Origin of the sequence: Mycolicibacterium thermoresistibile (assembly GCF_900187065.1) — a bacterium.
GTDB lineage: Bacteria > Actinomycetota > Actinomycetes > Mycobacteriales > Mycobacteriaceae > Mycobacterium > Mycobacterium thermoresistibile.
Genome location: NZ_LT906483.1, coordinates 4,047,814 through 4,069,665, shown reverse-complemented (window position 1 = coordinate 4,069,665; position 21,852 = coordinate 4,047,814). Strand labels below are relative to the sequence as shown.

At 70.3% G+C, this 21,852-nt stretch carries 17 protein-coding genes; 11 read left to right on the top strand and 6 right to left on the bottom strand.

The window, feature by feature from the left end:
- Window positions 1-1,479, bottom strand: coding sequence for an acetyl-coenzyme A carboxylase carboxyl transferase subunits beta/alpha (locus CKW28_RS19150; protein ID WP_003925798.1), 1,479 nt, complete (start codon window positions 1,477-1,479; stop codon window positions 1-3).
- A 130-nt stretch (window positions 1,480-1,609) separates the two neighbouring features.
- On the opposite strand from CKW28_RS19150, the gene CKW28_RS19145 reads away from it, so the two are divergent.
- The 9 genes from CKW28_RS19145 (at window position 1,610) to CKW28_RS19105 (ending at window position 13,086) form a co-directional block, all read left to right on the top strand.
- Window positions 1,610-2,845, top strand: coding sequence for a glycosyltransferase family 4 protein (locus tag CKW28_RS19145; RefSeq protein ID WP_003925797.1), 1,236 nt, complete (start codon window positions 1,610-1,612; stop codon window positions 2,843-2,845).
- On the top strand, window positions 2,842-4,977 hold the full coding sequence (locus CKW28_RS19140) for an amylo-alpha-1,6-glucosidase (RefSeq protein ID WP_003925796.1): 2,136 nt from the start codon (window positions 2,842-2,844) through the stop codon (window positions 4,975-4,977). Before CKW28_RS19145 ends, CKW28_RS19140 begins: the two co-directional genes overlap by 4 nt.
- A gap of 5 nt (window positions 4,978-4,982) precedes the next feature.
- Window positions 4,983-5,714, top strand: coding sequence for an enoyl-CoA hydratase (locus CKW28_RS19135; protein ID WP_003925795.1), 732 nt, complete (start codon window positions 4,983-4,985; stop codon window positions 5,712-5,714).
- 52 nt (window positions 5,715-5,766) lie between these two features.
- Window positions 5,767-6,912: an MBL fold metallo-hydrolase gene (locus CKW28_RS19130; RefSeq protein ID WP_003925794.1), complete on the top strand. Its 1,146-nt coding sequence runs from the start codon at window positions 5,767-5,769 to the stop codon at window positions 6,910-6,912.
- A gap of 87 nt (window positions 6,913-6,999) precedes the next feature.
- Window positions 7,000-8,586: a serine hydrolase gene (locus CKW28_RS19125; RefSeq protein ID WP_003925793.1), complete on the top strand. Its 1,587-nt coding sequence runs from the start codon at window positions 7,000-7,002 to the stop codon at window positions 8,584-8,586.
- Window positions 8,583-10,970, top strand: a complete 2,388-nt coding sequence (locus tag CKW28_RS19120; protein WP_003925792.1) for a cation-translocating P-type ATPase — start codon at window positions 8,583-8,585, stop codon at window positions 10,968-10,970. Before CKW28_RS19125 ends, CKW28_RS19120 begins: the two co-directional genes overlap by 4 nt.
- Window positions 10,971-11,067: 97 nt before the next feature.
- Window positions 11,068-11,310: an antitoxin gene (locus tag CKW28_RS19115; protein ID WP_003925791.1), complete on the top strand. Its 243-nt coding sequence runs from the start codon at window positions 11,068-11,070 to the stop codon at window positions 11,308-11,310.
- 26 nt (window positions 11,311-11,336) lie between these two features.
- Window positions 11,337-11,777, top strand: coding sequence for a type II toxin-antitoxin system Rv0910 family toxin (locus CKW28_RS19110; RefSeq protein ID WP_003925790.1), 441 nt, complete (start codon window positions 11,337-11,339; stop codon window positions 11,775-11,777).
- A 238-nt stretch (window positions 11,778-12,015) separates the two neighbouring features.
- Complete coding sequence (locus tag CKW28_RS19105) at window positions 12,016-13,086, top strand: NAD(P)H-dependent amine dehydrogenase family protein (RefSeq protein WP_003925789.1); 1,071 nt, start codon at window positions 12,016-12,018, stop codon at window positions 13,084-13,086.
- Window positions 13,087-13,131: 45 nt separating this feature from the next.
- Here the strand turns inward: CKW28_RS19105 and CKW28_RS19100 are convergent, their stop codons facing one another.
- The 5 genes from CKW28_RS19100 to CKW28_RS19080 are packed head-to-tail and all read right to left on the bottom strand — an operon-like array spanning window position 13,132 to window position 19,387.
- On the bottom strand, window positions 13,132-14,619 hold the full coding sequence (locus tag CKW28_RS19100) for an acyl-CoA synthetase (protein WP_003925788.1): 1,488 nt from the start codon (window positions 14,617-14,619) through the stop codon (window positions 13,132-13,134).
- Window positions 14,616-15,401: an SDR family NAD(P)-dependent oxidoreductase gene (locus CKW28_RS19095; protein ID WP_003925787.1), complete on the bottom strand. Its 786-nt coding sequence runs from the start codon at window positions 15,399-15,401 to the stop codon at window positions 14,616-14,618. Before CKW28_RS19095 ends, CKW28_RS19100 begins: the two co-directional genes overlap by 4 nt.
- Before the next feature lie 2 nt (window positions 15,402-15,403).
- Window positions 15,404-17,038 carry an AMP-binding protein gene (locus CKW28_RS19090; RefSeq protein WP_003925786.1) on the bottom strand — a complete coding sequence of 545 codons (1,635 nt, stop codon included), beginning with the start codon at window positions 17,036-17,038 and terminating at the stop codon, window positions 15,404-15,406.
- Window positions 17,035-17,772: a GntR family transcriptional regulator gene (locus tag CKW28_RS19085; RefSeq protein WP_003925785.1), complete on the bottom strand. Its 738-nt coding sequence runs from the start codon at window positions 17,770-17,772 to the stop codon at window positions 17,035-17,037. The genes CKW28_RS19090 and CKW28_RS19085 overlap by 4 nt, the downstream gene beginning before the upstream one ends.
- Before the next feature lie 4 nt (window positions 17,773-17,776).
- The gene (locus CKW28_RS19080; protein ID WP_003925784.1) at window positions 17,777-19,387 is read right to left on the bottom strand and encodes an SMP-30/gluconolactonase/LRE family protein; all 1,611 of its coding nucleotides are present in this window, start codon (window positions 19,385-19,387) and stop codon (window positions 17,777-17,779) included.
- A 219-nt stretch (window positions 19,388-19,606) separates the two neighbouring features.
- Between CKW28_RS19080 and CKW28_RS19075 the strand changes: the two genes are divergently transcribed.
- Together CKW28_RS19075 and CKW28_RS19070 are read left to right on the top strand one after the other, a co-directional pair.
- Entirely contained in the window at window positions 19,607-20,464 is an 858-nt protein-coding gene (locus CKW28_RS19075; RefSeq protein ID WP_003925783.1) for an SDR family NAD(P)-dependent oxidoreductase, read from the top strand.
- A complete protein-coding gene (locus CKW28_RS19070; protein ID WP_003925782.1) occupies window positions 20,464-21,852 on the top strand; it encodes an aromatic ring-hydroxylating oxygenase subunit alpha in 1,389 nt (462 codons plus the stop codon). The genes CKW28_RS19075 and CKW28_RS19070 overlap by 1 nt, the downstream gene beginning before the upstream one ends.

Here is a 21,852-nt window from a genome sequence, read left to right as displayed (position 1 = left end):
TCACCGCGGCAGCCCGATCCGGCGGTAGCGCGCCAGCCGGGTCTCCAGCCGGCTCTCGGCGGGCATCTCGCGGAGCCGGTGCAGCTCGACGGCGATGCTGTCGGCCAGTCGGGCGGTGAACTCCATCGGCTCGTCGGCGGCGTCGGGACGTTCGTCGACGATCGCGTCGACGATGCCGTGGCGCAGCAGGTCGACGGAGCGGATGCCCTGGCGTGCGGCGAGTTCCGGGGCGTGATCCAGGTCACGGTGGACGATCGCGCTGACCCCTTCGGGCGGCAGCGGCGCCAGCCAGCCGTGCCGCGCGGCCAGCACCCGGTCGGCCGGCACCATCGCCAGGGCCGGGCCGCCGCTGCCCTGACCGAGCAGCACCGACAGCGTCGCGGTGTCGAGGGTGACCAATTCGGCCAGGCAGTGGGCGATCTCGCTGGCCAGCCCGCCCTGCTCGGCCTCCGCGGTGAGCGCCGGGCCGGCGGTGTCGATCACCAGCACGAGCGGTAACTGCAGGTCAGCGGCCAACGCCATGCCGCGGCGGGCCTCGCGCAGGGCGGCCGGGCCGACCATTGCGCCGATCACCCGTTGCTGGCCGAGCACCACGGCGGGTTGCCCGCCGAACCGGGCCAGCGCCAGCAGCGTGGTGGCCGCTTCGCCGCCGCCCGACCCGGACAGCAGCACCGTGTCGGTGGCGCCGTGTCTGAGCAGGTAGCCGACCCCGGGGCGGTCCGGGCGGCGGGACGCGATCACCGAATCCCACGCCGGCACATCGGGCTGGGAGGTGTCGACGTCGGGGGGCGCGGGCGGGGTCCCCGGTTCATCGACGAGGACCCGCAGCGCGCGGTCCAGTTCGGAGCGCAGCCGCGGCAGCGGGACCACCGAATCGATCACACCGTGGCGGTGCAGATTCTCGGCGGTCTGCACCCCGGGCGGGAACGGTTCACCGTAAAGATGCTGGTAGACGCGGGGGCCGAGGAATCCGATCAGCGCGTTCGGCTCGGCGATCGTGATGTGTCCCAACGAGCCCCAGGATGCGAAGACGCCGCCGGTGGTCGGATGGCGCAGGTACACTAGATAGGACAGGTGCGCCAGCTTGTGCAGTTGTACCGCAGCGGCGATCTTCACCATCTGCAGGAACGCAACGGTGCCTTCCTGCATGCGGGTTCCACCAGAACTGGGCGATGCCACCAGCGGCAGTCGTTCGGCGGTTGCGCGTTGCACCGCGGCGACTATCCGCTCGGCGGCGGCCACCCCGATCGACCCGGCCAGGAAGTCGAACTCGCAGGCCACCAACGCCACGCGGCGTCCGAATATGGTGCCTTCACCGGTCAGAACCGCCTCGTCGAGGCCGGTGACGGCGGCTGCGTCGGTCAGTTCACGCCGGTAGTCCTCATCTGCCGGTATCGCCAATGGTGGGTCGTCCCAGCTGACGAACGAACCGGTGTCCAGCACGGTCTCCACGAACTGCACCGCTCCGATTCGGCTCATCCGTCGAGGCTATCGCCCGCAGGTCACGCTGCACGACGTGCTGCTTTCCGGGAGGCGAGCTATGATTAGCACTCGTAGCCCTTGAGTGCTAATTCGGTTTGATCGAAGCTGACGAAAGGGGACACACGTCATGAGCGGCAACGGATTCCGCTTCCACCACACATTCCGCGACCAGAACGCCACTGCGGCCGACACCGCGCCCGCCGACACCGCGGCGCTGCTGTCGGAAACCGAGTCGACCGATCCGTTGCGCATCGTGCTCGTGGCCCCGCCCTATTTCGACATCCCGCCCAAGGCCTACGGCGGCACCGAGGCCGTCGTCGCCGACCTCGCCGACTCCCTCACCGCCCGTGGACATCGCGTCACCGTGCTCGGCGCCGGGAATCCGCGGATCGCCGCTCGTTTCGTACCGCTGTGGGAGAGAACGATCCCCGATCGTCTCGGCCAGCCCTATCCCGAGGTCATGCACGCGCTGAAGGTCCGCCGCGCGATCGCCGACATCGCCGACCGGGAGGGCGGCATCGACCTCATCCACGACCACACCTTCGCCGGCCCGCTCAACGTCCCGGCCTACCGTGAACTCGGCGTGCCCACCGTAGCCACCGTGCACGGCCCCATCGACGAGGACCTGTACCCGTACTACCGCGAACTCGGCCACGACGTCGGCCTGATCGCGATCAGCGACCGCCAGCGTGAACTGGCGCCCGACCTGAACTGGATCGGCCGCGTGCACAACGCGCTGCGCATCCACGACTGGCCGTTCAAGCGTGAGAAGGGCGACTATGCGCTGTTCCTCGGCCGGTTCGCGCCGTACAAGGGCGCCCATCTGGCCATCCAGGCCGCCGACCGCGCCGGCATCCGCCTGGTGCTCGCCGGCAAGTGCGACGAGCCCAGCGAGAAGGCGTATTTCGAGGAGCAGGTGCGCCCGCTGCTCAATGAGAACGACGAGGTGTTCGGCGAGGCCGACGCCATCGCCAAACGTGAGCTGCTGGCCAACGCCCGCTGCCTGCTGTTCCCGATCCAGTGGGAGGAGCCGTTCGGCATGGTGATGATCGAGGCGATGGCCTGCGGCACCCCGGTGGTGGCGCTGCGCGGCGGCGCGGTGCCCGAGGTGATCGTCGACGGTGTCACCGGCGTGATCTGCGAGGATCCGGCCGAGCTGCCCGCCGCGATCGAGCGGACCGCCGACATGGACCCGGCGGAGTGCCGCCGGCACGTGGCCGCCAACTTCGACATCGAGCGGTTCGGCTCCGGATACGAGCAGATCTTCCGCGGGGTCGTCGACGGGTCGATGGCGGTGCGCAGCAATGTCGCCCTGCGGCAGATCCTGCCCGAGACCGGCGAGAGGGATGAGCAGATCGCATGACCAACGCGCTCAACGCGGGCAACGTGGCGGCCATCGGTTCCGGTAGGGACACCGTCACGCTGGTCGAGGGCGGCACCTTCTGCCTGTCCGACCGGCACGGCGACGTTCTCGAGGGCGCCCACGGCCTGTTCTTCCGGGACGCCCGCGCGCTGTCCCGCTGGGAGCTGCGGGTCGACGGCCGCAGTGCCGAACCGCTGACGGTGCTGACCCCGGAAGCGTTCGCGGCGCAGTTCGTGCTGCGTCGCACCCCGCGACCGGGGTTGGCCGACAGCACACTGCTGCTGGTGCGGGAGCGGCTGATCGCCGACGGCATGCGGGAGACCATCACCCTGCACAACCTCGACGACGAGCCCACCGTGGTGTCGCTCGAGTTGTTCGTCGACGGCGACTTCGTCGACCTGTTCGCCGTCAAGGAGGGCCGGGTGGTCCCCGGCGGCGCGGAGATGACCGTCGTCGACGACGAACTGGTGTTGCGTGACCGCGGCGACCTGGTGCGCGGACTGACCATCACCGCCACCGGGGTCGACAAGGTGCTGCCCGGAACGCTGCGGTGGCGGGTCGTGGTGCCGCCGCGCAGCAGCTGGCAGACCGAGATCGTCGCCCAGCCCACCTGGGCGAATCAGCAGGTGCACAGTCGGTTCCGGTCCGGGGAGCGGTTGGACGCCAGTGCGCCGGCGCAGAAGATCAGCGCGTGGCGCGACGTCACCACCACCGTCGAGTGCGACCACCCCACCCTCGCGGAGGTGTTGCAGCGCACCGAGAGCGACCTGGGCGCCCTGCTGGTCTACGACGACGGGGACGGCCGGCCGTTCGTGGCGGCCGGCGCGCCCTGGTACATGACGCTGTTCGGTCGCGACAGCCTGCTGACCGCCTGGATGGCGCTGCCCATCGACGTCGACCTGTCGATCGGCACGTTGAAGCAGCTCGCCGAACTGCAAGGGCGTCAGATCAATCCGATCACCGAGGAGGAGCCCGGCCGGATCATGCACGAGATCCGGCGGGGTCCGGCCAGTGCGGACGCGTTGGGCGGCAACGTCTATTACGGTTCGGTCGACGCGTCGCTGCTGTTCGTCATGCTGCTGGGGGAGGCCTGGCGCTGGGGCGCCGACGAGGACGCGGTGCGCTCACTGCTGCCGGCCGCCGACGCCGCCCTGCAGTGGGCCGAACGGTACGGCGACCGAGACGGCGACGGCTTCGTCGAGTACCGGCGGGCCACCGACCGGGGCCTGATCAACCAGGGCTGGAAGGACAGCTACGACGGCATCAACCACGCCAGCGGGCGGCTCGCCGAGCCCCCGATCGCGCTGTGCGAGGTGCAGGGCTACCACTACGCGGCGCTGCTGGCCCGCGCCGAGCTGGCCGACGCCTTCGGCGAACCGGCGCTGGCCGAACTGCTGCGCGGCCGGGCCGAGGCGCTGCGGATCGGGTTCCAGGAGAGGTTCTGGATGCCCGACAAGGGCTACTACGCCGTCGCGCTGGATCGCGACAAACGCCAGGTGGACGCGCTGACCAGCAACGTCGGCCACTGCCTGTGGACCGGGATCGCGTCGGACCAGCACGCCGAACGCATCATCGAGAACCTGTCCGGACACCAGATGGACTCCGGGTTCGGGTTGCGCACGCTGGCCACCACGATGGGCGCCTACAACCCGATGAGCTACCACAACGGCTCGGTGTGGCCGCACGACACCGCGATCGCCGTCGCCGGGCTGCTGCGGTACCGGCATGTCCGCGGCGCGGTCGAGTTGGCCGAACGGCTGACGGCCGGGCTGCTGGACGCGGCGGCCGCGTTCGGGGGCCGGCTGCCGGAGCTGTACTGCGGCTTCCCCCGCGAGCAGTTCCCCGCCCCGGTGCCGTACCCGACCTCGTGTTCGCCGCAGGCGTGGGCCAGTGCGGCGCCGTTGCTGCTGGTGCGGTCCTTCCTGGGCTTCGAGCCGCATGTGCCGGAACGGCGGCTCACCGTCCACCCGCGGCTGCCCAGCTCGTGGGGCCGGCTGACGCTGGCCGAGCTGCGCCTGGGATCTCGCAGCGTCAACATCGAGGCGCACTGCGACACGGTCAAGGTCGACGGCCTGCCGGAGGACTGGGAGTTGGTCACGTCGTCGGCGGATGAGTCACCCCCGTTAGGGTGACGTCCATGATTGGAGTCACCCGCGAAGGTCCCGTGACGACACTCGAGCTGCAACGGCCCGAGCGTCGTAACGCACTGAACACCGAGCTCGTCGACAGTCTCCGGGAAGCGGTGCAGGCCGCCGCCGCGGAGGACACCCGGGTGATCGTGCTGACCGGTCAGGGCAGCGTGTTCTGCGCCGGCGCCGACCTGTCCGGGGATGTGTTCGCCGCGGACTTCCCCGACAAGGCGATCGCGCTGAACAAGGCGATCGACGCGGTGCCGATCCCGGTGATCGCCGCCATCAACGGCCCGGCCATCGGCGCCGGTGTGCAGCTGGCCATGATCTGCGATCTCCGGGTCGTCGCCCCCGAGGCGTTCTTCCAGTTCCCGGTGGCCAAATACGGTCTGGCCCTGGATAACTGGAGTATCCGTCGGCTCACCACCCTGGTCGGTTACGGCCGGGCCCGGGGCATGCTGCTGGCCGCCGAGAAACTCTCCGCCGAGACCGCGCTGCAGACCGGGATGGCCAACCGGCTCGGCACGCTGGCCGACGCGCAGCAGTGGGCGGCGGAGATCGCGCAGCTGGCCCCGCTGGCGTTGCGGCACGCCAAGCGGGTGCTCAACGACGACGGGGCGTTCGAGGAGCAGCGGCCCGAGCACAAGGAATTGTTTGACCTGGCCTGGGGCAGTCAAGACGTGATCGAGGCGCAGGTGGCGCGGATGGAGAAGCGCCCGCCGGTGTTCCGGGGGGCATGAGGCCGACCGGGCGACGAACCGGAGGCGCGGGCGAGAACCGGAGGGGCAGGCCATGAGCCGGAGCTGGCTGGGATTGATGCGGCAGGCCGCCGGCGTGGCCACCGTGCTGGGCGGCGGCTGGCTGATCCGGGCGCTGCGCGGCGCCCCGGCCGCGGTGGGTGCGGACCGCCGCGACATCCGCCCGGTGGCGCAGCGGTCTCCGAACTACCGTGACGGCGCGTTCGTCAACCTCGACCCGGCCTCGATGATCAGCCTGGACCGGCAGCAGCAGTGGGTGCTGGCCCGGGAATTCCTCGACGGGCGGGCCGCCACCCGGCCGGCGGCGCCGATCCCGCTGGTGACCCCGAACCCGGCCGATCACGGCGTCGGCGCCGCCGACCTGGCCGTCCGCTGGTACGGGCACTCCACCGCGATGGTGGAGGTCGACGGCTACCGGGTGCTCACCGATCCGATCTGGAGCCGGCGGTGTTCGCCGTCGGCGCTGGTGGGCCCACGCCGGCTGCACGAGCCGCCGACACCGCTGGAGGCGCTGCCCGCCGTCGACGCGGTGCTGATCAGCCACGACCATTACGACCACCTCGACATGGACACCGTGGTGCGGTTGGCCCGCACCCAGCGGGCGCCGTTCCTGGTGCCGCTGGGGGTCGGGGCGCACCTGCGCACCTGGCGGATCCCCGAGCACCGCATCGTCGAACTGGACTGGTACGAGAGCCGGCGGATCGGCGATCTGAGGATCACCTGCACCCCGGCCCGGCACTTCTCCGGACGGCTGTTCGCGCGCAACACCACACTGTGGGCGTCCTGGGTGATCGCCGGTCCCCGGCACCGCGCCTTCTTCGGTGGCGACACCGGCTACACCAAGAGCTTCACCGAGATCGGGGTCGACCACGGCCCGTTCGACCTCACCCTGCTGCCCATCGGGGCCTACCATCCGGCCTGGCCGGACATCCACATGAACCCGGAGGAGGCGGTGCGCGCCCACCTGGACATGGCCGAGGCGGATTCGGGTCTGCTGGTCCCGATCCACTGGGCGACGTTCCGGCTGGCGCCGCACCCGTGGTCCGAACCGGTGGAGCGACTGCTGGCCGCCGCCGATCCGGCCCGGGTGCCGGTCGCGGTGCCCAGACCCGGTGAGCGGGTGGACCGCGACAGCGCCGGCGCCTCCGATCAGTGGTGGCGGCCGGCCGACGGCCGCTGACTCCGGGGCGTCGGCGCGTATCGTGTTTGCGCACATCGCCGCGTTTTGCGCGCGGCAACCTCCGGTTCGACACGCTACGGTGCACCTGTGCTGAAGCGCTTCGCCGCCGTCCTCACGGCGCTGGTGTTGCTGGCCGGCTGCCGCAGCGGGGATGACGCATCCACGGCTCACCCGTCCTCCGATCTGCCGCCGCCGCTGGTCGCGGCGGTGGACCTGCCCGCGGACGCCGTCGCGAACGCGGTCGCCCGGCTGGACGGGCTGGCCGCCGACCTGCTGGAACAGTCCGGCATCCCGGGCCTGGCGGTGGCGGTGGTACACGGCGGGAAGACGGTGTACGCCAAGGGCTTCGGCGTCAAGGACATCCGGACCGGGGATCCGGTGGGCGCCGACACGGTGTTCCAGCTGGCCTCGTTGTCCAAACCGATCGGCGCCACCGTCGTCGCGCATCAGGTCGGCACCGGCGCGATCAGCTGGGACACGCCGGTGATCAGCCGGCTGCCCTGGTTCAGATTGTCCGATCCGGTGGTCACCGAGCGGGTCACCATCGGCGACATGTACGCCCACCGGTCCGGGCTGCCCGACCACGCCGGCGACCTGCTCGAGGACCTCGGCTACGACCGCCGCCAGGTGCTGGAGAAACTGGCCCAGCTGCCGTTGGCGCCGTTCCGGATCTCCTACGCCTACACCAACTTCGGCATCACCGCGGCTGCCGAGGCGGTGGCCGCCGACGCCGGCATGCCGTGGGAGGAGCTGTCCGGACGGGTGCTGTACGAACCCCTGGGGATGGCGTCGACGAGTTCCCGGTTCGCCGACTACCAGGCGCGGGCCGACCGGGCCGTCGGCCACATCCACGTCGACGGCGGCTATCAACCGTTCTACCTCCGCGACCCGGACGCCGAATCCCCGGCCGGCGGGGTCAGCTCCTCGGTGAACGACGTGGCCCGCTGGCTGGCGATGGTGCTGGGCGACGGCAGCTTCGAGGGCCGCCGGATCGTCGACCCCGACGCGCTGCTGCCCGCGCTCACCCCGCAGATCGTGTCCAGCCCGGCCACCGAACCGGCGATGCGGTCCGGCTTCTACGGCTACGGCTTCAACGTCGGCATCACCTCGGCGGCCCGCACCGAGCTCAGCCACTCCGGGGCGTTCGAACTCGGCACCGGCACCAACTTCGTCATCCTGCCGTCGGCCGACGCGGGGATCGTCGCGCTGACCAACGCCACCCCGTCCGGGGTGGCCGAGGCGCTCACCGCCCAGTTCGCCGACCTGGTGCAGTTCGGTGAGATCCGCGAGGACTGGTACCGGCTGTACCGCGAGCTGATGGCCCCGCTGGAACAGCCGCAGGGCTCGCTGGTGGGTCGGCCGCGGCCGGCCGATCCGGCGCCGCCGGCCCCGCTGTCCACCTACGTCGGCACCTACCACAACGACTACTGGGGCCCGGCACGGGTCACCGAGCGGGATGGCAAGCTGGTGCTCGACATGGGGCCGCCGGACGCGCGACCGCAGCCGGGGGCGCCGGACGAATTCCCCCTCACACACTGGGACGGCAACGTGTTCACATTCACTCTGGTCACCGAGAACGCCCCACCGGGAACGATTTCCAAGGCGACGTTCGACGGGGACCGCCTGACCCTGGAGTACTACGACGACGTCCACGACGGGGTCTTCGTCAAGTGACCACGACGCTCGCCCCCGGCCTGTCCGACGCCGAGGTGGCCCAGCGGGTCGCCGCCGGCCAGACCAACGACGTCCCCACCCGCGCGGCCCGCACCACCGGGGAGATCATCCGCGCCAACGTCTTCACCCGCATCAACGGGATCCTCGGGGTGCTGTTCCTGATCGTGCTGTCCACCGGCTCGATCATCAACGGCGCGTTCGGACTGCTGATCATCGCCAACAGCGCGGTCGGCATGATCCAGGAACTGCGCGCCAAACGCACCCTGGACAACCTCGCCATCATCGGCCAGGCCAAGCCGATGGTGCGCCGGCGGTCCGGAACCCGGGCGCTCGCGCCGAGCGAGGTGGTGCTCGACGACATCATCGAACTGGGCCCCGGCGATCAGATCGTCGTCGACGGTGAGGTGGTCGAGGCGGCCAACCTCGAGATCGACGAGTCGCTGCTCACCGGCGAGGCCGACCCGATCCCCAAGGAGCCGGGTGATCAGGTGATGTCGGGCAGTTTCGTGGTCGCCGGCAGCGGCGCCTACCGCGCCACCAAGGTGGGCCGGGAAGCCTACGCCGCCAAGCTGGCCGAGGAGGCCAGCAAGTTCACCCTGGTCAAATCGGACCTGCGCAACGGCATCAACACCATCCTGCGGTTCATCACCTACCTGTTGATCCCGGCCGGGCTGCTGACCATCTACACCCAGCTGTTCACCACCGACGCCGACTGGCGGCGCGCCGTGCTGGCCATGGTGGGTGCGCTGGTGCCGATGGTGCCCGAGGGGCTGGTGCTGATGACGTCGATCGCGTTCGCGGTCGGGGTGATCCGGCTGGGGCGGCGCCAGTGTCTGGTCAACGAACTCCCCGCGATCGAGGGCCTGGCCCGCGTCGACGTGGTGTGCGCCGACAAGACCGGCACGCTCACCGAGAACGGGATGCGGGTCGCCGAACTGCGCCACCTCACCGAATCCGGTGACCGGAGCCGCGTCGAGGCGGTGCTGGCGTCGTTGGCCGCTGACGATCCCCGGCCCAACGCCAGCATGCAGGCGATCGCCGAGGCCTATCCGGATCCGCCTGGCTGGGCCGCCACCGCGATCGCCCCGTTCAAGTCGGCACTCAAGTGGAGCGGGGTGTCCTACGGCGAGCACGGCAACTGGGTGATCGGGGCGCCCGACGTGCTGCTGGACCCGGCGTCCCCGGCGGCGCGGCAGGCCGAGGAGATCGGTTCGCGCGGGCTGCGGGTGCTGCTGCTCGGGTCGAGCGATCTGCCCGTCGACCATCCGCAGGCGCCCGGCGCCGTCACCCCGGTCGCGCTGGTGGTGCTCGAACAGCGCATCCGGTCCGACGCCCGGGACACCCTGGAGTACTTCGCCTCCCAGCAGGTGTCCATCAAGGTCATCTCCGGTGACAACGCGGCCTCGGTCGGCGCGGTGTCGGAGTCGCTCGGGCTGGAGGGTGAGGCGATCGACGCCCGGCGGCTGCCGGAGGATCCCGACGAGCTCGCCGACACGCTGCAGCGGTACACCACGTTCGGCCGGGTACGTCCCGACCAGAAGCGCTCCATGGTGCACGCGTTGCAGTCCCGCGGCCACACCGTGGCGATGACCGGCGACGGCGTCAACGATGTGCTGGCCCTCAAGGACGCCGACATCGGGGTGGCGATGGGGTCCGGCAGCCCGGCCACCCGCGCGGTCGCCCAGATCGTGTTGCTGGACAACAAGTTCGCGACGTTGCCACATGTGGTGGCTGAGGGCCGGCGGGTGATCGGCAACATCGAGCGGGTCTCCAACCTGTTCCTGACCAAGACCGTGTACTCGGTGCTGCTGGCGGTTCTCGTCGGGTTGGGCGGGCTGGCCTCGGTGTTCTTCGAGGCCGATCCGCTGCTGTTTCCGTTCCAGCCGATCCACGTGACCATCGCAGCCTGGTTCACCATCGGCATCCCGGCCTTCATCCTGTCGCTGGCGCCGAACACCGAACGCGCCAAACCCCACTTCGTGCGCCGGGTGATGACGTCGGCGCTGCCGTCGGGCATCACCATCGGCATCGCGACGTTCACCTCGTACCTGATCGCCTACCAGGGCCGTGAGGCCACCGCGGTGCAGCAGACCCAGGCGTCGACCGCGGCGCTGATCACGCTGCTGGTCGCCGCGCTGTGGGTGCTGGCGGTGGTGGCCCGGCCCTATCAGTGGTGGCGGGTGGCCCTGGTGCTGGTGTCCATGCTGGCCTACGTGGTCATCTTCGCGATCCCGCTGGCCCGCGACGTGTTCATGCTGGACCCGTCGAATGTCGCCGTCACCGCCACCGCGTTCGGCATCGGGGTGATCGCCGCCGCGGTGATCGAGGCCGCCTGGTGGGTACAGGGCAGAATGCTGGGAGAGACCCGGCGGTTGTGGAAGTAGCGGCGGTCGCCCGGCGGTCCCCGGCTGAACAGGCCCGTTTGTATCGGGGGTGCGCCGCCCGCGACAATGACCGGCGGTCGAGAGAAGGGAGAAGCTCATGGGCTTCCTGGACAAGGTGAAGGACTGGCTGGGGAAGAACCCGGACAAGGCCGACGCCGCCATCGAGAAGGCCGGCGACTTCGTCGACCAGCGCACCCAGGGCAGGTACGCCGAGCACGTCGACAAGGTGCAGGACGCCGCCCGTAAGTACGTGACCGGCGGGCAGGCGCAGCAGGGCAACCCCACGCCGCCGCATCCCGACCAGGGCGACCAGGGCAATCCCACCCCACAGCAACCCTGATCCAGCACTGAGGTAGCAGACCCGAGATGGCCAAACTCTCCGCTTCGGTAGACGTCCCGCTGCCGCCCGAGGAGGCGTGGGCGTGCGCCGCCGATCTGACCCGGTACAAGGAGTGGCTGAGCATCCACCGGATGTGGCGCACCAAGCCGCCCGAGACGATCGAGAAGGGCACCGTCGTCGAGTCGATCGTCGAGGTGATGGGCATGCTCAACCGCATCCGGTGGACGGTGGTGCACTACAAGCCGCCGCAGTCGATGACGCTCAACGGGGACGGCAAGGGCGGCGTCAAGGTCAAGCTGATGGGGAAGGTCCGGCCTTCCGAGACCGGGTCGACCGTGGCGTTCGACGTGCACCTGGGCGGGCCCGCGCTGTTCGGGCCGATCGGCATGCTGGTGGCAGGCGCGCTCAGGGGCGACATCAACGAGTCGCTGGAGCGGTTCAAGAACGTCTTCGCCCCGGCCACCTAGTCCGTCCGGGCACCGCTGCGCCGTGGCGGCGAGTGTGCCGTCACCGCGCCGCACGTGCGGCCACGGCGTCGGTTGTGCCCGTGCCGAGGCGTTTCCCGGAAAATCGCACAGCCTGGTCACGATCGGCACCACCGGGGCACCGTGGCCGCCGCCCGGGCACGTTCGGCGGATTCCGCAGCGTTGATCTCGAGCGGAAAACCCGGTCGCGCCGACGGCCGCTGTGGTTGACTGCCGAGCTATGCGCAGGGTCGTGCAGTTCTCCACCGGCAACGTCGGCCGGCATTCGCTGCGGACGCTCATCGGACGGCCCGATCTCGAGCTCGTCGGCGTGCATGCGGCCGGCCCGGAGAAGATCGGCCGGGACGCCGCCGAACTGTGCGGGCTGTCCGAGCCGACCGGCGTGATCGCCACCGGCGACCTCGACGCCCTGCTCGCGCTGCAACCCGACTGTGTGGTCTACACCGCGCTGGGGGAGACCCGGCCCGCCGAGGCGATCGAGCAGATGACGAAGATTCTGTCCGCCGGGGTCAACGTCGTCGGCACGTCGCTGGTGTGGCTGGCCACCCCGCGGCAGGCCGACGAGTGGCTGCGTGCCCCGCTGGAGCAGGCCTGCAAGGCGGGCAACTCCTCGCTGTTCGTCAGCGGCATCGACCCGGGCTACTCGGCCGACACCGCGGTGCACAGCGCGCTGAGCCTGGTCACCCGCGCCCGCTCGGTCACGGTGCAGGAGATCTTCGACTACGCCAACTACGACGACTGGGAGTTCACCGGCACCACAATGGGATTCGGCTCGGCACCGGACGACGAGCCGATGCTGCTGATGCCGGGTGTGATCACCGCGATGTTCGGCGGGCTGGTGCGCAACCTCGCCGACCAGCTTGGCGTCGAGCTCGACGACGTGCGCCAGCGCACCGAGCGGTGGTTCACCACCGAGCGGATCGAATGCCGGCTGACGACGGTGGAGCCGGGCGGGATGGCGGCGGTGCGGTTCGCGGTCGAGGGGATGCGCGACGACGAACCGGTGATCACCGTCGAACACGTCACCCGGCTCACCCCGGCGGCCGCCCCGGACTGGGAGTTCCCGCCGGACAACCAGCCCGGCGTGCACCGGGTGGTGGTGGAGGGCGAACCGCGGATCGAGCTGAACACCCATGTGTCGCAGCCGTTCTTCGATGTCACCGAGGCCGGCTGCATCGCCACCGCGGCGCGGGTGATCAACGCGATCGACTGGGTGTGCGACGCCCCGCCCGGGCTCGTCGAGGCGGCCGACATCCCGCCCACCAGCCTGATCCGCGGCCTCATGTGGTGATTTCGGCGTGCTCACGACCGCTCAGCGAACGTCAGCACGCCGAAATCACGACAGCCGGGCACGCAGTTCGCGTTTGAGGACCTTGCCGTAGCTGCTCTTGGGCAGCTCGTCGATGAACTCGTAGCGCTTCGGCCGCTTGAACCTCGCGATACGGTCCAGCAGATGCGCGTCGAGCTCCTCGGCGGTGGCCGACCCGACGATGAACGCCACCACGATCTCGCCCCACTCCGGATCCGGCGCGCCCACCACACACGCCTCGGCGACACCGGGATGCTCGATGAGCACTTCCTCGACCTCACGGGGGTAGATGTTGCTGCCCCCGCTGATGACCACGTCCTTGGAGCGGTCCCGCAGGGTGAGGTGGCCGCGGTCGTCGAACGAGCCCATGTCGCCGGTGTAGAGCCAGCCGTCGCGCAGCGTGTCCGCGGTCGCGGTGGGATTGCGCCAGTAGCCCGACATCACCACATCGCCGCGGCACACGATCTCCCCGACCTCGCCGACGGCGGCCGGCCTGCCGTCGGGTCGCAGCACCGCGACCTGCACTCCGGACCGGGGATGGCCGACCGATCCGAGCACCGCGTCTTCGGCCACGGCGCCGGTCTCGTCGAAATGGTCCGCGCGCCGCAGACCGGTGATCGTCATCGGCGCCTCGCCCTGCCCGTAGAGCTGTACGAACACCGGGCCGAACGCCGCCAGCGCCTTCTTGAGGCTCTCGACGTACATCGGCCCGCCGCCGTAGACGATGGTGCGCAGGTTGGCCGGCGCGCTGCGGCCGGTGTCGATCAACCGCTGCACCATGGTCGGCGCCAGGAACGCGCTGCAGCCCGGATGGTGCTCACACAGGTCGAGGAACTCGCCCGGATCGAACACCCCGGACGCCGGGATCACCTGCCGGGCACCGCGCGCCACATAGGGCGGGATGTACAGCCCCGAACCGTGCGACATCGGCGCCCCGTGGATCAGGCTGCAGTTCTGATCCGGGTCGTCGAAGTCGGCCAGATGCGCCACCGTCATCGCCATCAGGTTGCGGTGCGACAGCATCGCGCCCTTGGACCGCCCGGTGGTGCCGCTGGTGTAGAACAGCCACGCCAGCGCGGCGGGATCGGTGCCGGTCGGCACCGGCGCCGGGTCCGCGGTGAGCCGGCGGGCGTACTCGTCGCCGACGACGGTCTCCACCGGCACCTCGGTGGCCGGGGCCAGCGCGGCGCCGATCGAGGCCGAGGTGAACACCCGCGACGCCTCCGCGTCGTCGAGGATCTGCGCCATCTCCCGCGGGTGCAGCTTGAAATTGATCGGCACCACGACGCATTCGGCGGCCCACACCGCGAACATCAATTCGACGATCTCCGGCCGGTTCTCGCTGGCGATCGCGATGCGCGCGCCGGCGTCCACCTCGCGCCGGATCGAGCCGGCCAGCCGCAGCGCGCGGTCCCGCAGCCCGCTCCAGGTGGTCACCTGCCGTTCGCCATGGAAGACCGCGCCGCGGTCACCGAACCGGGTCGCGGTCTGGTCGAGCAGCGCGAACAGGTTCACCGCGGCACCCATTCGGAGGTCAACGCGTGATCCGACAGGTACTTGGTGGAACTCCACCCGCCGTCGACGACGATGGTCTGGCCGTTGATGAACTCGGCGCCCGGCGAGCACAGGAAGGCGACGGTGGCGGCGATGTCCTCGACGCGGCCCAACCGCTGATGCGGTGTCATCTCGGTGTTGATCTTGCGGAACCGCTCGTCCTCCAGCCGGGTGGCCACCATCGGTGTCAGGGTGACGCCGGGCGCCACCGCATTGCACCGGATGCCCTGGGCGCCGTACTGGCAGGCGATGTGGGTGGTCAGCGCGGTCAGGCCGCCCTTGGCCGCCGAGTAGGCGCCGCCGCGCAGCCCGCCCACCACCGCGAACGTCGAGGTGATGTTGATGATCGCCGACCCGGGTCTCATGTGCGGCAGCACGTCGCGGGCCAGCCGGAACGGGGCCCGCAGCATCAGCCCGAGGAAGTGGTCCAGGGTGTCGTCGTCGGTTTCGCCCAACGGTTTCGGGCTGCCCACCCCGGCGTTGTTGATCAGGAAGTCGATGTGCCCCCAGCGGGACACCGCCGCGTCGACGATGCGTTGCGGGGCCTCGTCCGCGGTGAGATCCACCGCCAGCGTGGCGATCCGGTCGGCGGGCACCCCGGCCTTTCGCAGCGTCTTCTCCAGCCCGGCCAGCCGTCCGGAGTCTCGGCCGGTGCCCAGCACCGCCATGCCCTGCTCGGCGAGCTTTGTGGCACAGCCGAATCCGATGCCGCTGCTGGCCCCGGTGACGATAGCTACCTGCATGTTCACCCACTCACTTCGGCGGCGGTCAGCGTCGCCTGGATCTGATGTTTCAACACCTTGCCGGCGTCGTTCTTGGGCAGCGCGTCGAAGAACACCACCTGTTCGGGGGCCTTGAACTTCGCCACCCCGCGGGCCAGCAGGAACTCCCGCAGCTCGGCCACGTCCGGTCCGGGACGGCCGGTGGGGACGATGGCCGCACAGGCCCGTTCGCCGGTGCGCGGATCGGGCACGCCGACGACGGCGATCTCGGCGACACCGGGATGCCCGATGAGGAGGTCCTCGACCTCCTTGGGGGAGATGTTCTCCCCGTTGCGGATGATGATGTCCTTGGCCCGGCCGGTGATGACGAGGTGATCGCCGTCGACCCAGCGGGCCAGATCGCCGGTGCGGAAGAAGCCGTCGGCGTCGAAGGCGTCCCGCTCGTCCTCCGGATGCAGGTAGCCCACCAGCATCTGCGGGCCGCGGGCCAGCACCTCGCCGGCGCCGGGCGGTGCGGCGGCATGGTCGGCGAGCCGGACCTCGGCGATTCCGGGCCGGCCGTCGGTCTCGGCGGCCCGGTCGGCGTCGGCGGGCCCCAGGACGCCGACGGTGGTGACCGGAACCTCGGTGGACCCGTACACCCTCGTCACCACAGCCCGCTCGAAATAGTCTGCGGCCGAACGGATCAACGACGGGGACACCGAGGCACCGCCGCAGATGAACACCTTGAGGTCGGGCAGCCGGGTGCCGGCCTGCCGGGCGGCGGTCAGCAGACCGTCGAGAAACGGTGTGGCGCCGGCCATGTGGGTGCAGTGTTCGGCCCGCATGAGCCGCACCGCCTCGTCGGGACGCCAGCGGTCCATCAGCACCGCGGTGGTGCCGGCCAGCAGCGGGCATTCGAACGCGTAGATCGATCCGCCGATGTGCGCGATCGGTGAGGGCACCAGGAAGGTGTCGCCCGGGTCGATCAGCCAGTGCTCGCGCAGCTGGTGGATCAGTGCGTGAATCGAATTGTGGCTGTGCAGAACTCCTTTGGGACGCCCGGTGGTGCCCGAGGTGTAGAGGATCATCCGCACCGCATCCGGGTCCAGCGCCGGGAGGACGGGGCGGTCGACGGGGCCGGAGAGCAGCGCGTCGTAGCTGACCCGGTCCGGCCGGACGGCGCCGCGCACCACGACGACCTGCGGCGGGTTGGGCAACTCCGCGGTGACCCGGTCCAGCATCGCCGCGTAGTCGTGGTTGCCGAATGTCTCGGGGATGAAGATCATCCGGCTGTCGGCGTCGTCGAGGATGAACCGCAGTTCACGGTCTCGCAGCGACGGCAGGATCGGGTTGACCACCATCCCGGCCAGGGTGGCGCCGAGGTAGATCACCGCGGCCTCATGCCAGTTCGGCAGCATGAACGACACCACGGCGCCCGCCGGGATGCGTCGCAGTAGCGCACCGGCCAGGGCCGTGGCCCGGGCGTGCAGGGATCGGCAGTCCAGGCGCACCGCACCGTCGACGAGCACCGTGCGGTCCGGGGTGGTGCGGGCCGCCTCGGCCAGCGCCTCGGCCAGGGTGGTGGGTACCCACAGCCCGCGGGCGTAGGCCTGCGCGGCGCGTTCGGCGTGGCCGGGCCGATCGGTCCGGTACCCGGCACCGGGGGTTTCGGTCATGGTTTGACCCGGCGCATGGTCATCGAGTGGCGGAACCGGGACGCCGGGTGGGTGTTGACGGTCACCTGCGCGACGTCCCCGTCGGAGGTCTTGTAGGTGCGCTGCATCTCCAGTGCCGGGCTGCCGGCCTCGTCGCGCAGCCGGTCGGCCAGCCCGGGGCCGAGCAGCACCGCCGAGATCTGTTGGTGCACCTCGATGATGCTGACCCCGAACATGTCCTCGATGAGCGGGAAGATCGGCCCGGTGTGGCTGGGCAGGAGCCGGCCCACCGCGGCGAACGCCCGGTTGATGTAGTACTCGGTGCGGCACACCGGGGTGTCGGACCCGTCGGCCTGCCGGTAGCCCAGCACCGCCAGCCACTGTTCGTCGACCGTCAGCCCGGTCCGGTCGGCGAGCTCGTCGTCGATCGTCACCATCGCCACCGACTCGATGGCGAACTTCGCGCCGGTGGCGAACGCCAGCAGGTCGTTGATCGACATCACGTCCTGGGCGTAGGCGTGCGACGACGGCCGGGGCACGACCATCGTGCCCGCGCGCGGTCTGGAGGAGATCAGGTTGTCCTCCCGCAGCCGGCGCAGCGCCTCCCGGATGGTGTATCGGCTCACCGAGAACCGTTCGGACAGTTCATGTTCGGTCGGCAGCTGGGAGCCGACCGGATACACCCCGTCGACGATCTCCTTGCGCAGGATGCGGGCCACCTGAAGGTAGCGGTGATCGGCCGGGCTGACGGTCATGACGTCATCGGGTACGGCGCAGCGCCAGGACGCTGCCGTCGCCGTCGGCGGACAGGTACAGGGTGCCGTCCGGTCCCGCGGTGATCCCGGCGAACGGGCCCTGCGGGCCGGAGAACGGCGGCATGCCCTTGAGCGGTTTGGGCTGCACCCCGGGCGGCGACCCGACCGGCAGCCCGGTGGCGATGCGCTGCCGCTGACCGGTGGCCAGGTCGACGGCCAGCAGCTCCTTGGCGGTCGCGTCGACGATGTACAGCTGGTTGCCGCGGACGAGAATGCCCTGCGGGCACGACAGTTGGTCGACGACGGTGTCGGTGCGGCCGCCGGCGACCCGCACGATCCGGCCGGCGCCGGACTCGGCGACCAGGGGCGTGCCGTCCGGGTCGAGGGCCACCCCGACGGGTTGGGTCAGCCCGGTGGCCAGCACCTCGACCTCGCCGCCGCGGACGGCGAGCAGCCGCCCGGTGCCCTGCTCGGCGCACACCACGGTGCCGTCACCGGCCAGGGCGAGGCCGTAGAGCTGATCGAGCCCGTCGGCCAGGACCTCGCTCTCGCTGTCGGCCGGCCGGTAGCGGGTGACCTGACCACCGGAGGTGGTGACCACGAATTCGCCCGGACCCGACGGTTCCACGCCGCGGATGAAGCCCGGATAGCCGGAGGAGAACAGCATGCCGACGGTCTGCAGGGAGCCGTCCGGTCGCACGGCGTAGAAGTAGGTCCCGTCGGCGACGTACAGGGCGCCGTCGGCGCCGACGGCGAGGTCCAGCGGCCAGTTCAGCCCACCGGGCAGCGTCGCGCGGGTGGACCCGTCACCGAGGATCTCGGTGATCTCGCCGGTGAAGTTCGAGACGAACAGCCGGTCGCCGACGAACGTGAGGTTGTCCAGACCGGGGGTGAGGGTGGCCAGCACCGTCTGCTCGCCGGTGCGCGGGTCGATGCGCAACACCTGGCCGGTGGCCACCTGGGTGGAGACGATGTGCCCGGCGGGGTCGAACTTGACCGCGTCCGGCACGCCGAGGCCGGTGGCCACGGTCTGCGGTGCGGCGCCCGGCTGGTCCGGGTCGATGCGCCAGATCTCGTTGGCGCCCATCACCGGGAAGTACAGCAGCCCGTCCGGGCCGACCTCCATCGCATTGGGGGACGGCACGTTGTCGAGCAGCACCCGCGGGGCGTCGCCGTTGAGGCTGAACTCCAGCAGCCGGCCGCCCTCCCGGCATTCGCCGATGAACAACCGGCCCCGGTGGAAGGTGATGCCGTTGGCCGACGGGATGTCGTCGCGCAGCACCCGGGCCCGCCCGGCGGTGTCGCGCAGGCTGACGCGGCCCTCCATCACCTCGGTGGCGACCAGGTTGCCGTGGGGGTCGAAGGCCACGTCGTCGGGGGAGATGATGTCGCCGCCCTTGGGGCTGATGGTCTCCAGCGCCCCGGTCGCGATGTCGAGCGCGCTGATCTGACTGCCGGTCACCTGGGCGATGTAGACCCGCCCGTCGGGACCGGTGCGCAGCCCGTTGGCGCCGAACAGCCGGCTGGGGCCGGTGATCCGGTCCAGCCGCCAGCCCGGTGCCGCACCGGGTGGGTTCTGCGGGGTGTAACGGGCTTGCTGGTGCGCGCCGGCCATGGGTGCTGCCATCGGGTGTGGAGTCCTTCCGTCCGCCGGTTTGGGCTGGACGTTATCAAGTCGCTGTAGTCCAGACAATAGGCCGCGCTGTCCCGCCGGACACCCTTGACTCGGCCATAACCGCTGCGGAATAGTGTTCTTCGACCAGAAGAGTGACACTTCTTGTCCGGACAAAATATCGACGAGTGCCGCGGCGCGGACCGCGGACGAAAGCGGGTCATGGAGAACCTCGACGAGCCCCTCCTCAGCCTCGACGGCCGCATCGTGGTGGTCTCCGGCGCGGGCGGTGGCGGTATCGGGACCGCGGTGGCCACCCTGGCCGCCCGGGCGGGTGCGACGGTGCTGGCGGTGAGCCGGTCGTGCGACAACCTCGATCAGCACATCGGGCCCCTGGTGGACGGGGGGTTGCCAGTGGTGCCGGTGGCTGCCGACGCCTCGACCGATGACGGCATCGCCACCGTGCTGGCCGCCGCGCGACGGGCCGAGGGCACCCTCTACGGGCTGGTCAACGTCGCCGGCGGGGCCGACCCGTCGACGTGGATGCCCTCCTCGCGGGTGCGGCGGCAGGACTGGCGCGAGTTGTTCCACCGCAACCTCGAGACCGCCTTCTTCATGAGCCAGGCTGTCGCGAACGAGATTCGCGCCCAGGGAAATCCGGGTTCGATCGTGTCGATCTCGTCGATCAGCGGGATGAACACCGCACCGTTCCACATCGGCTACGGCACCGCCAAGGCGGCCATCGTCGCGATGACCCGGACGATGGCCGTCGAGCATGCGCTGCACGGCATCCGGGTCAACGCGGTCGCGCCCGGGGTGACCGAGACCGCGGCGTCGCGGACCTATGTCGACGAGGATCCGGACCGGGACCGTACCGCGATCGCGATGGGGCGGCGGGGGCGGCCCGAGGAGCAGGCGGGCCCGATCCTGTTCCTGTTGTCGGATCTGTCCAGCTACATCACCGGTCAGACCCTGCTCGTCGACGGCGGGCTCAACCTCAGATGGAGTCATCTCGGCGCCGACAACACCTCACTGTTCCTCAGGGACGAGTCGTTCCGCGCAGCGATCAAGGAGATGTGATGACCGATATCGACAACAAACCGGAAGTCGCGGCACCAGAGGAGCTTTCGGAGCCGATGCTGATCCCGGTCGAGGCGTATGTCTCCGAGGAGTATGCCCGGGCCGAGCGGGACAGGTTGTGGCGCAAGGTGTGGCTGCAGGTCGGCCGGGTGGAGGAGCTGCCCGAGGTGGGCAGCTATCTGACCTATGACATCCTCGACGATTCGATCATCGTCGTGCGGACCGGCGCCGGTGACTCCGGATCCGCCTTCGCCGCGCACCACAACGTGTGCATGCACCGGGGCCGCCGGCTGATCGACACCCCCGAGGGGGCCAAGAACGCCTGCGGCCGCACCCGCAGATCGTTCGTCTGCGGTTTCCACGGCTGGACCTACGGCCTGGACGGCGCCTGCACGCACATCCGCGAGCAGGACGACTGGAAGGGTGCGCTCACGCCGGAGAACACCCGCCTGGCGCCGGTGAACGTCGACACCTGGGGCGGGTGGCTGTGGATCAACATGGATCCGGCCTGCGAGCCGCTGGCCGACTATCTGTTCCCGGCCGACAAGCTCCTCGACCACTTCGGGCTGGAGAACATGCGCTACAAGTGGCGCAGGTGGCTCGATTTCGACTGCAACTGGAAGGTCGCGCTGGAGGCGTTCAACGAGACCTACCACGTGTACACAACCCACCCGGAGTTCAACAGGTTCGGCGAGTTCAAGGGCTGGGCCAAGGCGCAGGGCAGGCACAGCAACATCGGCTACGACGCCCCGAAGGATTTGGAGGCCACCAAGTCCAAGATCCGGCTGGGCACCGGGGACGACCCGCGCGTCTCCACCGCGGAGATGCAGATGTACACCTGGGAGCAGACCAACGCGACCACCACCGAGACGCTGGTCAACGCCGCCAAACGGCTGGTCGACGAACTCCCCGAGGGCACCCCCCCGGACAAGGTGCTCGAGCACTGGCTGGCCTCGGCCCGGCGCGACGACGAGGCCCGCGGCGTGATCTGGCCGACCATCCCGCCGGAGGTGCTGGGTGAGGCCGGCACCGCGTGGCAGATCTTCCCGAACTTCCAGATCGGCCAGGGGCTGACCACAGCGCTGTGCTACAGCGCCCGCCCGCATCCCAGCTATGACCCGAACAAGTGCCTGTTCGAGGTCTCGGTGCTCGAGCTGTTCCCGAAAGGCGAGGAACCGCAGACCGAATGGGAGTACACCCCGGTGGGCGACCCGCGCTGGCTCTCGGTGCTGCCGCAGGACTTCTCGAACATGGCCGCGGTGCAGCAGGGCATGAAGTCGCTGGGCTTCCCGGGACCACGGCCCAACCCGTACCGCGAGCGCAGCACCGTCAATCTGCACCACCAACTGTCGAAGTACATGGGCACCGGCGAACCACGGGAGATCTGA

What these genes read in the sequence shown, in the direction of transcription:
- CKW28_RS19130 (WP_003925794.1), top strand. Translation starts at nt 5,767, where the DNA reads ATGAGCCGGAGCTGGCTGGGATTGATGCGGCAGGCCGCCGGCGTGGCC.
- CKW28_RS19145 (WP_003925797.1), top strand. Translation starts at nt 1,610, where the DNA reads ATGAGCGGCAACGGATTCCGCTTCCACCACACATTCCGCGACCAGAAC.
- CKW28_RS19095 (WP_003925787.1), bottom strand. Translation starts at nt 15,401, where the DNA reads ATGCAGGTAGCTATCGTCACCGGGGCCAGCAGCGGCATCGGATTCGGC.
- CKW28_RS19150 (WP_003925798.1), bottom strand. Translation starts at nt 1,479, where the DNA reads ATGAGCCGAATCGGAGCGGTGCAGTTCGTGGAGACCGTGCTGGACACC.
- CKW28_RS19080 (WP_003925784.1), bottom strand. Translation starts at nt 19,387, where the DNA reads ATGGCCGGCGCGCACCAGCAAGCCCGTTACACCCCGCAGAACCCACCC.
- CKW28_RS19090 (WP_003925786.1), bottom strand. Translation starts at nt 17,038, where the DNA reads ATGACCGAAACCCCCGGTGCCGGGTACCGGACCGATCGGCCCGGCCAC.
- CKW28_RS19075 (WP_003925783.1), top strand. Translation starts at nt 19,607, where the DNA reads ATGGAGAACCTCGACGAGCCCCTCCTCAGCCTCGACGGCCGCATCGTG.
- CKW28_RS19135 (WP_003925795.1), top strand. Translation starts at nt 4,983, where the DNA reads ATGATTGGAGTCACCCGCGAAGGTCCCGTGACGACACTCGAGCTGCAA.
- CKW28_RS19140 (WP_003925796.1), top strand. Translation starts at nt 2,842, where the DNA reads ATGACCAACGCGCTCAACGCGGGCAACGTGGCGGCCATCGGTTCCGGT.
- CKW28_RS19070 (WP_003925782.1), top strand. Translation starts at nt 20,464, where the DNA reads ATGACCGATATCGACAACAAACCGGAAGTCGCGGCACCAGAGGAGCTT.
- CKW28_RS19110 (WP_003925790.1), top strand. Translation starts at nt 11,337, where the DNA reads ATGGCCAAACTCTCCGCTTCGGTAGACGTCCCGCTGCCGCCCGAGGAG.
- CKW28_RS19115 (WP_003925791.1), top strand. Translation starts at nt 11,068, where the DNA reads ATGGGCTTCCTGGACAAGGTGAAGGACTGGCTGGGGAAGAACCCGGAC.
- CKW28_RS19085 (WP_003925785.1), bottom strand. Translation starts at nt 17,772, where the DNA reads ATGACCGTCAGCCCGGCCGATCACCGCTACCTTCAGGTGGCCCGCATC.
- CKW28_RS19105 (WP_003925789.1), top strand. Translation starts at nt 12,016, where the DNA reads ATGCGCAGGGTCGTGCAGTTCTCCACCGGCAACGTCGGCCGGCATTCG.